At 51.3% G+C, this 14,787-nt stretch carries 22 protein-coding genes and 1 pseudogene; 5 read left to right on the forward strand and 18 right to left on the reverse strand.

What is annotated here, in order from left to right:
- Positions 1 to 501: pseudogene (locus tag IGS60_RS27885) on the forward strand (hypothetical protein); the annotation flags it as partial.
- A gap of 123 nt (positions 502 to 624) precedes the next feature.
- Here the strand turns inward: IGS60_RS27885 and IGS60_RS27890 are convergent.
- The 18 genes from IGS60_RS27890 to mobC all read right to left on the reverse strand — a co-directional run bounded on the left by IGS60_RS27890 (position 625) and on the right by mobC (position 12,151).
- Complete coding sequence (locus IGS60_RS27890; protein ID WP_230506855.1) at positions 625 to 1,011, reverse strand: hypothetical protein; 387 nt, start codon at positions 1,009 to 1,011, stop codon at positions 625 to 627.
- Between the two features lie 67 nt (positions 1,012 to 1,078).
- Complete coding sequence (locus IGS60_RS27895; protein WP_230506856.1) at positions 1,079 to 1,399, reverse strand: hypothetical protein; 321 nt, start codon at positions 1,397 to 1,399, stop codon at positions 1,079 to 1,081.
- A 133-nt stretch (positions 1,400 to 1,532) separates the two neighbouring features.
- Positions 1,533 to 1,916: a hypothetical protein gene (locus tag IGS60_RS27900; RefSeq protein WP_230506857.1), complete on the reverse strand. Its 384-nt coding sequence runs from the start codon at positions 1,914 to 1,916 to the stop codon at positions 1,533 to 1,535.
- 14 nt (positions 1,917 to 1,930) lie between these two features.
- Positions 1,931 to 2,119, reverse strand: a complete 189-nt coding sequence (locus IGS60_RS27905; RefSeq protein ID WP_230506858.1) for a hypothetical protein — start codon at positions 2,117 to 2,119, stop codon at positions 1,931 to 1,933.
- A gap of 348 nt (positions 2,120 to 2,467) precedes the next feature.
- Complete coding sequence (locus tag IGS60_RS27910; RefSeq protein WP_230506859.1) at positions 2,468 to 2,926, reverse strand: hypothetical protein; 459 nt, start codon at positions 2,924 to 2,926, stop codon at positions 2,468 to 2,470.
- A gap of 14 nt (positions 2,927 to 2,940) precedes the next feature.
- Complete coding sequence (locus IGS60_RS27915) at positions 2,941 to 3,204, reverse strand: hypothetical protein (RefSeq protein ID WP_230506860.1); 264 nt, start codon at positions 3,202 to 3,204, stop codon at positions 2,941 to 2,943.
- 56 nt (positions 3,205 to 3,260) lie between these two features.
- On the reverse strand, positions 3,261 to 3,518 hold the full coding sequence (locus IGS60_RS27920) for a hypothetical protein (RefSeq protein ID WP_230506861.1): 258 nt from the start codon (positions 3,516 to 3,518) through the stop codon (positions 3,261 to 3,263).
- A 946-nt stretch (positions 3,519 to 4,464) separates the two neighbouring features.
- Positions 4,465 to 4,875 (reverse strand): hypothetical protein, encoded by a 411-nt coding sequence (locus tag IGS60_RS27925; RefSeq protein WP_230506862.1) that lies wholly within the window; start codon positions 4,873 to 4,875, stop codon positions 4,465 to 4,467.
- A gap of 223 nt (positions 4,876 to 5,098) precedes the next feature.
- Complete coding sequence (locus IGS60_RS27930) at positions 5,099 to 5,440, reverse strand: hypothetical protein (RefSeq protein ID WP_230506863.1); 342 nt, start codon at positions 5,438 to 5,440, stop codon at positions 5,099 to 5,101.
- Positions 5,441 to 5,451: 11 nt separating this feature from the next.
- Complete coding sequence (locus IGS60_RS27935; RefSeq protein ID WP_230506864.1) at positions 5,452 to 5,772, reverse strand: hypothetical protein; 321 nt, start codon at positions 5,770 to 5,772, stop codon at positions 5,452 to 5,454.
- A gap of 102 nt (positions 5,773 to 5,874) precedes the next feature.
- The gene (locus tag IGS60_RS27940; protein WP_230506865.1) at positions 5,875 to 6,228 is read right to left on the reverse strand and encodes a hypothetical protein; all 354 of its coding nucleotides are present in this window, start codon (positions 6,226 to 6,228) and stop codon (positions 5,875 to 5,877) included.
- Positions 6,229 to 6,268: 40 nt separating this feature from the next.
- Positions 6,269 to 6,457, reverse strand: a complete 189-nt coding sequence (locus IGS60_RS27945; RefSeq protein WP_230506866.1) for a hypothetical protein — start codon at positions 6,455 to 6,457, stop codon at positions 6,269 to 6,271.
- A 60-nt stretch (positions 6,458 to 6,517) separates the two neighbouring features.
- Positions 6,518 to 6,781 (reverse strand): hypothetical protein, encoded by a 264-nt coding sequence (locus IGS60_RS27950; protein ID WP_230506867.1) that lies wholly within the window; start codon positions 6,779 to 6,781, stop codon positions 6,518 to 6,520.
- Between the two features lie 156 nt (positions 6,782 to 6,937).
- A complete protein-coding gene (locus tag IGS60_RS27955; RefSeq protein ID WP_230506868.1) occupies positions 6,938 to 7,300 on the reverse strand; it encodes a hypothetical protein in 363 nt (120 codons plus the stop codon).
- A 1,075-nt stretch (positions 7,301 to 8,375) separates the two neighbouring features.
- The gene (locus IGS60_RS27960; protein WP_230506869.1) at positions 8,376 to 8,747 is read right to left on the reverse strand and encodes a hypothetical protein; all 372 of its coding nucleotides are present in this window, start codon (positions 8,745 to 8,747) and stop codon (positions 8,376 to 8,378) included.
- Between the two features lie 553 nt (positions 8,748 to 9,300).
- On the reverse strand, positions 9,301 to 9,858 hold the full coding sequence (locus IGS60_RS27965; RefSeq protein WP_230506870.1) for a hypothetical protein: 558 nt from the start codon (positions 9,856 to 9,858) through the stop codon (positions 9,301 to 9,303).
- 125 nt (positions 9,859 to 9,983) lie between these two features.
- Positions 9,984 to 11,615, reverse strand: coding sequence for a relaxase/mobilization nuclease domain-containing protein (locus tag IGS60_RS27970; protein ID WP_230506871.1), 1,632 nt, complete (start codon positions 11,613 to 11,615; stop codon positions 9,984 to 9,986).
- Positions 11,616 to 11,617: 2 nt separating this feature from the next.
- On the reverse strand, positions 11,618 to 12,151 hold the full coding sequence (gene mobC / locus IGS60_RS27975) for a plasmid mobilization relaxosome protein MobC (RefSeq protein WP_230506872.1): 534 nt from the start codon (positions 12,149 to 12,151) through the stop codon (positions 11,618 to 11,620).
- Positions 12,152 to 12,354: 203 nt separating this feature from the next.
- On the opposite strand from mobC, the gene IGS60_RS27980 reads away from it, so the two are divergent.
- The 4 genes from IGS60_RS27980 to IGS60_RS27995 are packed head-to-tail and all read left to right on the forward strand — an operon-like array spanning position 12,355 to position 14,492.
- Positions 12,355 to 12,909, forward strand: coding sequence for a hypothetical protein (locus IGS60_RS27980; protein WP_230506873.1), 555 nt, complete (start codon positions 12,355 to 12,357; stop codon positions 12,907 to 12,909).
- Positions 12,906 to 13,628 (forward strand): StbB family protein, encoded by a 723-nt coding sequence (gene stbB / locus IGS60_RS27985; protein ID WP_230506874.1) that lies wholly within the window; start codon positions 12,906 to 12,908, stop codon positions 13,626 to 13,628. The genes IGS60_RS27980 and stbB overlap by 4 nt, the downstream gene beginning before the upstream one ends.
- Before the next feature lie 2 nt (positions 13,629 to 13,630).
- Positions 13,631 to 14,131, forward strand: a complete 501-nt coding sequence (locus IGS60_RS27990) for a hypothetical protein (RefSeq protein WP_230506875.1) — start codon at positions 13,631 to 13,633, stop codon at positions 14,129 to 14,131.
- Positions 14,132 to 14,171: 40 nt separating this feature from the next.
- Complete coding sequence (locus IGS60_RS27995; protein WP_230506876.1) at positions 14,172 to 14,492, forward strand: H-NS family nucleoid-associated regulatory protein; 321 nt, start codon at positions 14,172 to 14,174, stop codon at positions 14,490 to 14,492.
- Positions 14,493 to 14,787: the final 295 nt, after the last annotated feature.

The following is a 14,787-nucleotide window of genomic DNA, read 5'->3' on the forward strand; positions in this document are numbered from 1 at the left end:
ACGTGCGCGCAGCGCACGCCGGCAGCACGGCCCTGGCCGGCGCCGAGGCGACGCCACCAGGCGCGCACGCGGCCAGGCGCTGCAGCAGCTGCAGCGGCGCCGGCAGTGGCACCAGGGGGAACGTGGCCGACAGGCCCAGCGATCACCAGGGCGGCGCCGGCACGGTGCTGGCCACCGCCACGCACGGCCGCCGACATCGAGGCCGGCCAGCTGCTGGACGTGCGCGCAGCGCGCGCCGGCAGCACGGCCCTGGCCGGCGCCGAGGCGACGCCACCAGGCGCGCGCGGCCAGGTGCAGCAGCTGCAGCGGCGCCGGCAGTTTGCACCAGGGGGAGCGCGGCCGACAGGCCCAGCGATCACCAGGGCGGCGCCGGAACGGTGCTGCCCATCGACGCGCGTAGCGGTCGGGATCGAGGCCGGCCAGCTGGTGGACGTGCGCGCAGCGCACGCCGGCAGCACGGCCCTGGCCGGCGCCGACAGTTGTTGTGACTTTCTGAAATAGATGCGACGCCGATAAGGCATGATTAAAAGATATGCCGGCTCATTACCGGCGTGGGTGCTGCAGGGCATTTTCCGATGTGGCTATCAGCGCTTCCAAGGATTCAAAGACCCGCCACCCAAAATGCTATACACTTTTTTTCTTTAGGAGCGCGTTCTGTTCTTGGAGTGCTAAAACTTGTGTTGCCATCAACCTGTCTGTGCCTGATGGTTTATCAATACCTGCTTTTAAAAATATAGATTTTATCTTAGCATCATCAGCCGCAATTCTCAATGACGAAAGAAACCAATCCCTTTTTTCTTGCGGCGCACCGTTCGCTAGAAAATCATTTATGCGCTCTTGCAAAACCAAATTTGATCCAGCAATTTCGCGGGCTTCATTAATATAAATCTCGCTCGGTGCGCCATAAGATGAAACAAAATCAGAAACCATACTTATAAAAATAATTAAAGCAATAAACAATAAAATACAAACAAACGCCATAGATAATTGGCCATCAAACATCACACCCATCACACCCCCAATTATAAATTATCATTATATTTTCGCCTCCGCGAAAAATACTTATCCGCAATTTAAATTATTGCAATATCGCTTCAAGTTCGGCTTGCAATTGTTCTTTCGACTTCATTTTCTCTTTTTCCGGGAAAGCAAATTCAGCCCCATGCACACTACGCAAATACGCCGGAAATACAACCTCGGAATACTCGTGCATCGTAATCATCCGATCAGAGAATGCCTGTTTAATCGCCTGCTTGTCTGCGTTATTCCCACGAAGGTACGCAAGACGCGCTTGATAGTAGGCAGAACTACCAGCTTCTAGCAGGTAGTCGAACGGACTCCAATTCCACACACCAACAACGGCCACAACAAAACAGACAACAGCAAACTCTTTTTTCATTTATTAGTTCCTTCTGTATACGTCGCCTCATCGGCGCCGGTCTTTTCCGTGCAATCCTTGTTCAAGGTTGTTTCAAGCACCTTGATCTTTCGGGAGTTCGCTGAACCCAAAAATAGACCGCCGGCCAGCTTGGTTAGGTGCGCTGGCGCAATTTTACGTCGTCATAAATCCAGATACATGCAACAACGCCTGCGATAAAAATTACTCCAATTAATATCCACGGCAACATCTGAAACAGACCATCAAGCGCAGAACGAGATGAGTTGGAAGATAAATCACGGGAAAGAGTTGGATTTCCCCAAACGATTAATCCAGTGTTTGTGATTAAGATACCTGACACAGCAACGAGAATCGCAATATGGCGATACTGACGGGATCGGACTGACGCAACAAGGACTGATGCAAGTCCGAAGGCGACAGGGGCAATTGCCCAAAAAGGCATACTGCTGCTCATTTCGTGCATTCCGAAACTAAAACCAACGATCAGAACTGCAATCAGCATAGGTGTGAATATCATATTTTCCGAGGCGATCAGGCCAGAACGTGAGAGGTCAGCGAAAACCCGGTATCGGTGCGCGCCAGGTCGAACTGGTTAAAGGTGCCGACCGGGACGTACTCCAGCGTTTCGTTTTTTTGCGGCAGCCGCTCGATGCCGCGATCCGCGATCCAATCCAGCGCTTCTTTGCGGCTCAGGTTCTTGGTATTGATGGTAACTGCCATGTGACCTCCGGGGTTCTGGTCCGCAACATGCCGACCTTCTCAATGCACCAGGCCCGTCGATGCGGGCCGTGGGGTGCTGCTGGGCGTTTTCCTTAGATTAAGCTGTGCCCGGTTTATGGAGCAAAGCGCCAAGCTCTGCGGCAGTCACATCAAAAAGTGCTTGCCGCAAAACATCGCGCAATCGCGCCTCCGCTACCGTCCTATCTGCCTGGCCCCTAATCCACGCGAGCACTGCGGCCAGGTGCTCAGGTTTGAGCATGGCTACATCGATCATTATGTCCGGGGGAAGCTCTGTCTCATTTACCGGATTTTCGAACAAGTGCGCGTATGACATAATTTCCTTGGTGTTTATTTGAGGGCTGCGTGCACCGGTACCGAGGCCATCACCACGATACCTTTCGCCGAGGCCGAGCTACGCAGCTCATCCAGGAAGACGGCAAAATCGGCGTTCTCACCGAACGTCGGCCATTTGCGGCCCAGGAGAAAATCCGATACCTTGGAAAGCACCCGGCCAATAACATCGGCGTCCTCTACGCCCCACTCTGATAGGTCACCGAGCAGCGCGGTGTCCGTGTTCAACAGGTATGCCAACTGCACTTCACTGAACGAAACACCGGATTGGGCTTCAATGAAGCCCATCAGCTCTGCCCGAACGTCCGCATTGATGCCGCTCCAGGTCGCATGCAGATCCGTATCGCCGTCAGAATCAACGATACCGTCGTGCGCAATGTTTTCTACAATCACAGTTTTACCGCCTACGATAATCATCGTGCCAATGCCATCGTCATCTTGGGGCTTGGTAAACATAATATTTTCCTCGATCAGATACGGCGCAACAGACCGGACAGCAGGCCCGAGGCGCTCGATGAACCGCTGTTGCACAGAATGCTCTTGTTGAAGCGGCTCATGCCGTCACGGCTCTTGCCGATGATGACCTGGTGCGTGAGGCCGCCATTGATCTTGCGGCCATCACGCATGCAGCGCTCAAACGATTCTGGCAGGCCGGCTTGATTGATGCTGGTGATGCCAGGGTGGCCGGTGCTGGCCAACTCAATAAATTCCGCTACATCGTCACTTTTACTCATTTCTTGCTCCAATAGCTCAGACAAACAAGATAATAGTAGGTGCTCATAATTTCCTTTTAGTCTTCCTCAATCGACGCGCGCACCTTGTTCAAGGCTGATTCACCGGCCTTCGTATCCAATTTACCAGCCGCAAGCGCCTTAGCCTCCAAAGCGGTGAACTCAACGACGATTCCAGTACGAATCGCTGGACGGATAGTAATTTTTCCCGGTTTGGCTAGCACATCAAGCTCATGCCCCTCACCGATGCCCGCACGTTCAAGCAGTTCACGATTAAAGGTTGTTCCGAGAGAGTTTCCGATTTTTCGTAGCTTCATTAAGCGCCCCATTGTGATTACATTGTATCCACCTAAATAGAGTGGCGTCAAGTTCTATGTTATCACACGTAGTCACGAGATAGATCAGTTATTGAACTCGCTGAATGCGTAAATGGCGATCACCTGACCAGACGGGCAGGGCGCCGACATCGAGGCGCACCAGCTGGTGGACGTGGTACGCGGCGCAGGCCTGCAGTACGCCCCTGGCCAGCGACGCGCGCGGCCGCTGACATCGAGGCTGGCGCCAGGCGCACGCACAGGCCCGCCAGCGGCCGCAACAGGCGGCGCCGGCATCTTCTCCTGGGGGAATGCTTGCACGGCCCTGGCTGTGACTTTTTGAAATAGATGCGACGGAATCTAGTGAAATTTCTGCGACAATATATGTATTAAAAAAGGGAATTATGAAGAATCTATACGATTTTGTTGTACTTGTCGCAGTCTTTGGCGGGACGTTCATTCTTTGCGGTGCAACACTTTTCGTTCCGTTTCTCTTGCTTTATAAAGTGGGTCAAGCAGTTTGCCGGTTCGTCAATAAGCGTTGAGCCGCGCGCGCGGTTCTTCGCATTAAGCATGCTCTATGGCGTCGCATCTATTTCAAAAATCGTCGCTATAATTTCAAAAAGTCACACTGGCGATCACCTGGCCAGGCGGGCAGGGCGCCGACATCGAGGCGCACCAGCTGGTGGACGTGGTACGCGGCGCAGGCCTGCAGCACGGCCCTGGCCAGCGACGCGCGCGGCCGCTGACATCGAGGCCGGCGCCAGGCGCACGCACAGGCCCGCCAGCGGCCGCAACAGGCGGCGCCGGCATCTTCTCCTGGGGGAATGCTTGCACGGCCCTGGCGATCACCTGGCCAGGCGGGCAGGGCGCCGACATCGAGGCGCACCAGCTGGTGGATGTGGTACGCGGCGCAGGCCTGCAGCACGGCTGAACGCCTACTTTCCACCTAATAAATATTGCGCTTGCTGTTGTGCGCCAGTGCGCCGTATGTTTCAGAAATAATCGCAGCAATCTCACCAGGGCAATCATCCACGCGCCGTTTGTCATAAGTCCCCATGTGCATGCCGCGATAACTGATTTCCACAAGGCTTTCTTCGTCAGGGAGGCTACCAAGAGCCGCCGCAAGACAATCGCCGATAGAGGTATCACCAATATCGCCATCCATCTTTTCTTGGTCGTACATCACCGCCCACTCATACACATTCGGCTGGTGGCGCATGATGATGATGCAGGGGTAGGGCATAGCTCGTTTTCCTAAGCTGAGTCTTTTGTGAATGACCAGATCGCAAAGCCAAGCATAAAACAACTGATACCTATCGTTCCTTGTATTTGCTTGGTGAGCGATTCGTTGACCCATTGAACCTCTCCAAGTACGCCACTTACTGACGCGAACATGAAGCCGGCTACTAGACAAAGGGCGATCTGCAAAACAATAAATAATCGTAAAAGTGCTTCCAAAATTCTTCCCCCGGTCATTTCAAAATTGTTTTGGCCGCTTGGCGAATACGGCCAGCTGCGCGTGCTGGCGAGTCGCTGCACTGCGCCCATTCATACGGCGACTGCTGCGCCTTCCGCGTGTCTCAACGTTGCGGCTTTAGGCGCTTTTTCTCTACTAAAGACCATGTAATTCCACCGGCTAGTGGCAACGCTGCTACGGTAATTTCTGCTAAGAAACCTACGATTTGACTCAGAGCTACTCCGGCACTCCCATCGCCGCGCAAATGGGCCATACTCCATTCGTAAACAGGGCTGTAAAATCCTCCATGCGTAAGGGCAAACCCAATGCCTAATGAAAATAAACATAATGCCATTCCCGGCCCGTGAATGGCATCCTGAAGAAAGCTGCTTCCTACAAAGCCACCTGCTATTGCGAGCAGCACAGCAATTACGCAAAAAAGTGTCAGTGAAAAATTGATATCCATTATTTTCCGTTCTATATTTGCTGCAAGGCGGTATGCCACTTGGCGAACAACTCAGCCTCTTCTTTGGAGGTGCTACTCGGATCGCGCGGGTTAACGCGTGCTTCTTCGCGGGCATTTTTCACCGCTTGTAGAACCTCGCCCAATCCCTGCTGTTGATCTTGGCCCGTCATCTCAAAAATACCGGCAAGATGCTTCATGGACAGCCCCAATCTGAAAATTGCACCTTGGTTTTCTGCCAGCTCAATCATTGCCGCACCGACTTCGGCCATCACCATCGAAACGCGAAGCTGAGTCGGAACGGATGTTGCTGCGGTCAGGCTGATCTTCATCATTTCCTCCTGCGGATTCCACCAAATCGTTTATACCGTTTTCGCCTCCGCGAAAGCAGCGCACCGGCTCCTTTATTTTCACGAATGCGATTTCCTAGAATTAATTCAGTTAGTGTGGCCTAAGATGGCTTTGACGCCCATCACTACCAGGCGGGTATGAATAGCCTTGCAGCGTTGGCGTGCCCGGCTAGAAAGGCGCACGTCGTCGGCAAGCTGGCCAAACCCGGCAAGCGTCCCAAACTCACCGAGAACTTTCATGTTCAGCTCAACGCCGAAGCGGTCACGAAGCTCGATGACTGCCGGCACCATCGCCTCTATCTGATCCTCGATTTCTTCACGGTCAATAGCGCTGTCTGATTGCGTGCATAGCACCCGCAGCAGTTCGGTCAGCTCGTATTCCGACAATCCCGCTGCGGGGTTGAAGGCTATTGCTCCAGCAGTCACAAGCCGATTTTTCATACTTTTCCTTGGCCGTCAGGCCGGTTATGTTTTGGATCGTTCAGCCACCCATTTTTGCATCACCGTCGATCACCTTGCAGCCCGTTTTTATAATCAAATGAATAAGTACAGCGATGATTATCACGCCAAATACAGGCGGCGATTCTTCGTGAACGAACACGAAATAGATGGCTGAAAAAATGGCGATCAGCAAGAACGAAAAAGCGACTTTGAGATATTTTTTTTTCATAATTTTTTTTCCTTGGGCCAGCGCGCGGGCGCCGCCAGCTCCCTTCTTTTCCGGGTTAGATCAAATGCGGCGCATCAGTCCGGCCAGTAGGCCGATGGCACGGGATTCGGTCGGGGTAGCACGGTTCATACCGTCGCGGCTCTTCCCCATCACCATTTTGTGCGCGGCCTGGTCGTCCATGTTCTCGGCCTGGCTATTGAACTGATACGGCACGATCACCTTGTCTTTGAAACGCTGCGCTATCTGCTCCGTTGTCGGCGGCGGAGGCGTTGCGGTTGCGCGAAGAGCTATGTATGCCCATTGCTTTTGCAGTTCGTTATTCATGGTCTTCCTCGATCAAAACGGTACGCCAGCAGCCGGCCAGCATGCGGCCCCCCCAGGGCGCGTTTTCCCATTCATAAACCATGCGCTGGAGGGTTTTAAAACCAGTTCGAAATTTGCGGCGTCAGTACGCGGGTTTTTTGTCATCGCTCGATTTCCTCACATCGTATAACTGAATTGGAAGTACCGGCCATCACCCAGCGGAATCGACACAGTGCCCGCGTACTCTTCGCCGGTATAACCGCCGTTTGTGGTCTGATCCACGTAGTGCTTGCCCCACGCAGCGCCGCCATATTGTTCCTGGCCTTTTGGAGACGAAGCAATCTGGTAGTCGAACGTGTAGCCGTCTGCGGTCAGCTCTGCCACAATGTCCGTATAGACCTCGGCGCTCACGACGCGCTGGATTTCTTGCAGTACTGCCTGTCGTTTCACGTCCTCGGCACGCTCATGCGCAATGTGCGCTGCGTCGGCCGCCGCCATCGCGGCGCGGTCTGCCTCACTTAACTTGAATTTGGTTTTCACGATCTTTTCCTTAGTTCCACGGCCACGAATCGGATCTGTGTTTGGACTTCGCCTTGGATGCATCCCAAATTCTGCGCCCGATCCAACCAGCCGCCAACAGCCCTACGATCGTCACCAGTTCACCTGCAATTGGCCATTGGTAACGGAGTACGCCACCAGCGACGACGACTGCCGCTGCAACGGCAAACAGCAAAAGTGTACAGAGTATTTTCACGGCGATTTCCTAGCTCTATCTGGCTGAGCCGAGTGTTTAGCAGCTTCATTAGACGTTCCATTGTAATTACATTGTAATCACTTAAATAAGGTGACGTCAAGTTCCATGTTATCACACGTAGTCACACCAAAGATCACTTGTTGAAATCTCGTAATACGTAAATAAAGTGCTGTATTCAGAGTGAGCTTGCACGAGCTACTTCCAGCCGCCTACACTCGCCGGAATCCTCACGTCCTCGGAAAAGCCGCTCAACAGCAACCGGCGCTGACATCTTCTTATGGGGCAATGCTTGCACGGCCCTGGCGATCACTTGACCAGGCGGGCAGGGCGCCGACATCGAGGCGCACCAGCTGGTGGACGTGGTACGCGGCGCAGGCCTGCAGCACGGCCCTGGCCAGCGACGCGCGCGGCCGCCGACATCGAGGCCGGCGCCAGGCATACGCACAGGCCCGCCAGCGGCCGCAACAGCCGGCGCCGGCATCTTCTCCTGGGGAACGCTTGCACGGCCCTGGCGATCACCTGGCCAGGCGGGTAGGGCGCCGACATCGAGGCCACCAGCTGGTGGACGTGGTGCGCGGCGCAGGCCTGCAGCACGACCCTGGCCAGCGACGCGCGCGGCCGCTGACATCGAGGGCGGCGCTAGGCGCACGCACAGGCCCGCCAGCGGCCGCAACAGCCGGCGCCGGCATTTTCTCCTGGGGGAGTGCTTGCACGGCCCTGGCGATCACCTGGCCAGGCGGGAAGGGCGACGACATCGAGGCGCACCAGCTGGTGGACGTGGTACGCGGCGAAGGCCTGCAGGCCCTGGCTTCACCAGGGCGCCACGCGGGATCGCACTGCCTCGGTTCCTCTATTTGCGCATCATTTTTTTCCTTCTGACGTTTTCATTACTACGTTCTTGTGCGGCGGCGGCCTGCTGCCGGCCGGCGCGGCCTGGTGATTGATGGTGGTGCGCGAGTTGCGCAGCAGTGCGGTTTTGATCTTGTTGATTATGCCGATCAGCATGAAGAATGGATTGAGGAAGTCGAGGACTGGTGATATGAGCCGGTACACGAGCAGCGCAAGCAGGATTGAGGCGAAAACCTGCGTATTCACCAGCGCAGTGAATGCTGGATTGTTCAGGAGAAAAGTGATGTGTTCCATGAGATAACCCGCGTGAGGCGGTTTTTCAAAATATCTGGCGACCGGCCAGTACGGTGCGCCAAGGTGGCGCGGTAATTTCAATGTTTGCACGGCTCTAGCGATCACCAGGCCAGGTGGGCAGCGCTCCGACATCGAGGCGCACCAGCTGGTGGACGTGGTACGCGGCGCAGGCCTGCAGCACGACCCTGGCCAGCGACCGCAACAGCCGACTATAAGCAAGACCAGCGCTTGTTAAGCCAACGCAGCCAAGCACTTGCCAGCGGCATGCCTCCGAAGATGCCACCGAATATTACGCTGCCACGAACCCAATCTGATTGTGGCGCTGCAAACTGCATGGCAATGGCACCGGCAATGCCTGCGGGCAGTAGCATTGCCACAAAAAGTCCCGCTAATATCTGGCAAATTCCGATCAGGTCAGAGCGTTTCCGGCGAGTCCGTGCTTTTTTTACAGAGTTTGTCATTGGCATCTTTTTTTCCTTGTTTAAACTGAGACAGTGAACCTACACAACGTAGCCTTCGCGCATGTACCTACGTAAATAAGCCAACGTTACTTCAAATGGAACCTGATAAAAGACCGCACATTGAATCGCCTTTTTCATACCAAACTTAGCTGCCGCTGCGGCAAATTGGTAGTAGCCCATCTTTACATACGCTGCATTACGAAGCGGTATTTGTCGCCGGCAGAGAAAGGCAATTCGACCTTTTCCCCTTTCCGCAAAATTGCTATGTGGCCGTACACCTCTTGCTCCCCGGTTGATGGCAATTCCACTGAGCATCCTCCCTGGGTTTCTTTTCGTGACATCCCCTCTAGAAAAACATAACTCAAATCGATCTTCACTGCAGTCCCGCTGTTATGTACTTGTACAGGCGTCACAACGGCGGTCAGTCCCGCATGAACAAGGCCAGGCGTGATTACTTTTTTACCAGACGGATCGAAAGAACAATCCTTATCGAAAACATCGGAACTGGTAGTTGACACCATTGCGGGCTTTCCTGGGAACGCAACCAAGTCCCATCGATGCAATTCATTTCCATTATCGGTCATGTAAATACGAAAAGTTTGCGCAGTGGCTTCTTCCACTGCTTGAATTTGCCGCGCAATCATCTGCGGCAAATTGACGCTGTCAACGCCAAGCATCTGCGCGTGAGCAGCAGCTGTCGAGAACACTGCTGCAAAAATTACAACGAGATTTTTCTTCATTTCATCAACCCGCTTCGGCGGTCTTTCTAAGTTCACGGCTACCGGCCGAGTCGGAGCGCTTGCGCGCCAAGTCATCTATTTCAATGCAGATGTCGTTTCGCGGACGCGAAAATTCCGTCCATCAACTACAACTCAAGGTCAGGTTTTGGAGCATGCTGTTTCTCTATCACTTTCTCTTTTGCCTTATCCACCGAGGCCGGTCTATGGTTTTGCTTTTGAACCAATTTTTCCCTATGCGCAAACTCACTGAGCAAGGATTGCTTCAACACTTCCCGCCTTAGCATCACGGGAGGCATGCTCTCTACGAACTCGACAATTTTTCCTGAAATTTCTACGTTTTCTCGGCTGTTTTGTCGGCCTTTTCCCGAACTTTCGCGGCCTTCTTTTCCGCTGCGGCGCTCCTGCGCTGTTCGGCTGCCGCTTCCTTCTCCAGCTTCTTGGCCTGAGATATAGCGGCCTTGTCTTCCTTGGCCTGATCCTTCTCTTTCTTTTCCCGAACCTTTTTCTCTGTCCTGTCCTGACGAATTAGCTCCCGCTCCAAGGCCTCTTCCTGCTGCCTCAATAATTCCATCAATGCCAATTCTCGGCCGTCGCATTGCATGATCGGAATGACGTCTACCGTTGCGTGATCCCATACTACGTGGTGCATCCGATTGCAATAACATTTTAGAGTCGTCTCTGTGATATACCACATTGATATCGGGCATGTTTCGCACGCTGGCGATGGTTGGGGCCGTTGGTCTGGCTGTAGCCTGTGCAATATCGGACTGGTATAGCTCGGCAATTCGGTTATAAATTCCGGTTCCTCTTGGAAATCCTGATCTGGCAATTGCTCTGTCATAGTTTGGTTTCGGATTAACTACATTAAATTTAACAGGAATATCTTCTACTTCATTATTCAACAAACTTTTAGCGGCCTTAATCCATTTTTCCCGTACTTCAACGTGTGTCTTTTTGATAGCATCGAGTAAAGGATCAATTTTTTTCTGACTAGACGAACGCCCATCAACAATCTCTTGTGCAATTTCCTTAGTTTGTTTTGCACGAATCTTTGAAACGCGCGGAGGGTGAGTTTTATCACCCAACTCAATATGCCTAATTACAAGCTTCTCTGGTTTTTGAATGACACCTCGTAGCTGACGTGGCGTAGCTTCGGCATCAATATCATGTAACCGTAAATGAGCAGCGAACGATTCCCTTAGACTCTGTAAGTCATCCCGATTATGACGCAACCGCGTCCCATCAAATCCCTTTATCTTTATAGCCGCATGAACATGCGGGTGCGGTTGGTCTGTATGCAATGCGAATACATACTCATGATTATGGGAATATTCTGACTTTAGTAAATTTCGTACTGCCCCCCTCACACCATCTGGATCAGTCCCCGGAGGCATAGAAAAAAATAAATGTACTGTATCTCGCTGCTCCTTATGTCGCTTCTTATTTTTAAAATCGTCAGCCCAATCAGAAAACAATTCCTTTATTTCATCTTTTCCATTTATCAAATCGCCACGATCATTCTCCAATTCAACCTTGCCGTGGCGACTAATGTATTTTACGTGGGCCTCAATGTGGCCGCCACCTTTACCAAATCCGGTAATCTTTACCATTACTTCTGGAGTACCAGAGACTACTCTAAGCGCCTTATCTCTGGCTGCAGATTTAGAAAAAGATGACCGCAAATTTCTTGCGTTGTTATTCTTTCTCTTTACCGGAGTTTCTTTAGACTTTTCTAATTCTCCCGCAATAATCGCCATCCTTACCCTTCTCCCCATGCACGCTGACTAGACCGCAGCAAAGAACTGATGGCATTTCTGTTTTTACCAATTGCCATCAATAAGGCATCAAAATAAGATCGATTCAGCACATTTACATCGCCTGGACGTTCGTTTAGGGCTTTCGCTATCTGATTAATGTTTCTACCGATAGCCGCAAGCTCACGATTACTAGAATTGAGCGCACCAATTTCATTATGAAGCATCACCGGGCGTTGGGTTAAATTAGATTGAATAAGGTTAGCTGCCCAGGTGCTAGATTTAATTCCGTTAGATTTTGCTCTTGCGGCAACTGCACGGTGAAGAAATAGCGGCAGATAAACGGAAAGCCTTTTGTAGTCTTGCACTTGTACCGGCTCTTGCACTGGCGTAGAAATAGGTTCATCACCAAGATGCGCCAATAAAATCTGCCGGTAAAGCGCCGCTTCTGTTACGCCTTTTTTTGATGCCAAAATGATAAATTTCTGACGAATCTCGGCATCCACTGCTGTCTGAATTGCAACCATAACATCACTCATTTAAATGTGCCACAAGGCAACATTATAGCAAATCCCAATGGATTTAACACACGCTTGCGTATCCTGCCCTCACTTTCAACTCTACGTCCTTCCCAAGCGCTAACAGAGCGCAAGCATTACACCCGGCAGTCAAAAACAGCGCGAAAACCCGCAAGTTCCTGGCTTCGGCAGGGCAACACAAGAGAAAAACCAGGGCAAGTGCATTGCACCACAAACCAGTTAAAACACGCCTACAAAACCACTACAGAGCCTTCACAGAGCAAAAACACATCCCATGTGAAGCAAAAAGGCTTGACGGCGCATGCGCCCCCATAGATAATGCCCTGGCAGCAGCAACGAAAGGACGACCAATGGAAAAAGCAACGCTAAAGCAGGAAATTTTGGCGCTCATCGAAGATCACGCATCACGCTCAAAAATCGCACGCTTACGTGATGTCTTTGATGAAATTGAAACAGCAATGGCTGCTGGGGTAAAACGAAGTGAAATCCTGAAAGCATTGGAAAAACAAGGCATCGTAATGACGTTGGCGACCTTTGAGAACTCATTGCAACGCATACGAAAAAAACGAAAAAATCAGCCAGCAGAAAAAAACATAATGGCACCAGTAAATAGCAGTAATGAAAAAAAGGAACAAACAACACCAGTACGTATTACGCAAGAAAAAACATCTGATCCAAAAACAGTTGATACAATTCTTTCTTCTCAACCGGATTTATTAGCACTATCAAAACACGCACCTAATCAAGGAAACAAATGAAAATCGCTATCGTTCATCTTTGCGGAACAATCGGAAAATCGACTATCGCGGGCCAGATGCTCCGGCCTCGTATCGGTGTCGAACATATTTATGACGTGGAAACTCAAAATACTGGAGCCGGCGCAGATGGCGTAAAAGTTCGCCGTATCAGTGGCAAGGAATATGGCAAGATGCTCGACACCTTGATGCGCGAAGAGAAAGCAGTTGTTGATGTTGGCTCGTCAAATTTTGAAGGCTTTCTTAAAGAAATGCAGCGCCACAGCGGAAGCGAAGAAGAATTCGACTTTTTTGTGGTGCCGGTCATTAATGACAAACGGGTCATTGCTGAAACCATTAAAACTATTCGTACACTTGCCGCAATTGGTGTAGAAAAAAATAAAATCCGAGTTATCTTTAATAAAATTGACTTGGAAGACGGCCCGAACATTGAAAGCACCTTCGCGCCATTATTTGGACTTGCGGCATCCGAACATAATTGCGTTGTAAACAAAAATGCGGTGCTTTACGAAAATGACGCTTACCAGGAATTAAAACAGGTAGCAATTTCGATTGACGATTTAGTTGCAGACGAAACAAACTATCGCGCAGTCTTGCGAGACAATAAAGGCGACGTTGATGCAGAAGATAAAGCCATTTTCCGGCTGAAACTCAAATCGACTGCTAAAACCGCAAACGAAAATATGGACAGGGCGTTTGAAGCACTATTTGAATCGGCATAGCCATGAATGAGGATCATAATACTCAAGATAGGGCTGTAGAAAAATCTCCACGTTTTACCCCGCCACGCACGGCGAGAGACGCATTGATGATTGAAGTTTTAGGCGATCTGGACGGAATTATCAAGGAAGTTGATAAATTCCCGGAAATGATGAAAACGGTTGAAGGTAGTTATTTAGCAACCGTCAAAACTCTTACCGAAGCCTCTGACCAATACAAAGATGCCATTGTTAAATTTTCCGAAGCTGCAAAGCGCGATATTGAAAATCATGTAAAAACCATTCGCGCAAACACAGTTGAAGAAGAAAAAGCAGCACTACAAGAGGCAGCACGATTGGCTTTTCGGTCAGAAGCCTCGGACAAAGCGGCTGACTTAGCAAGAATTCTGACTAACTTAGTGAGTGATTTGCGTCAAAAACGCTTGACGCGGTTCGCAGAAAACATGATTATTGCGACTGGATCGGCAATATTGGCAATCTGCTTGTTTTCGATAGCATCAAAGTAGTATTTCAACTTACATTTATATAATTATTACTGAGGAATTTATGAGCGTTGACATTTCCAAAATGAGCATCCCGCAGCTGCAAGAACTGCAAAAATCCATCACGCAACAAATCAAGGTTCAGCAAGCTAACGAATTATCCAGCGCGCGCGGCCAAGTTCAAAAACTGGCTGAAAGCCTGGGCATCAGCGTTGCCGAGTTGATCGGCAGCACCAAAAATGGCAAGGTGAAAAATCCAAGCGGTTCGGTTCCCGCCCGCTATCGTAATCCAGATGATCCTACACAAACCTGGACTGGCCGTGGACGGCAACCGAACTGGATTAAATCTTCGGGAAAAACACTTGAAGAACTGCTGATTAAATGAAAAAGGCCGGGATTATCCCGGCTTTTTTCTTTTCGTAATTCTGTAAAGAGAAGGTGTCGCCCTAAACGGGCGACAGGCCGCTAAAGCAAAATCCCGGCCCGCTGTCGCGCCTTCTTCGATGACTCATAAATCAGAACAGCGCGCATCAAGGTCGATTACCTGCACTGTCAGGCACGCCACATACTGCACCAGGGCGGCGCCGGCACGGCGCTGCCCATCGACGCGCGCAGCGGTCGGGATCGTGGCCGGCCAGCTGGTGCGGCGGCGCGTAGCGCCGAGTGACGATGAAGGTGTC

It is taken from the genome of Janthinobacterium sp. FW305-128 (genome assembly GCF_020858135.1).
GTDB lineage: Bacteria > Pseudomonadota > Gammaproteobacteria > Burkholderiales > Burkholderiaceae_D > Janthinobacterium.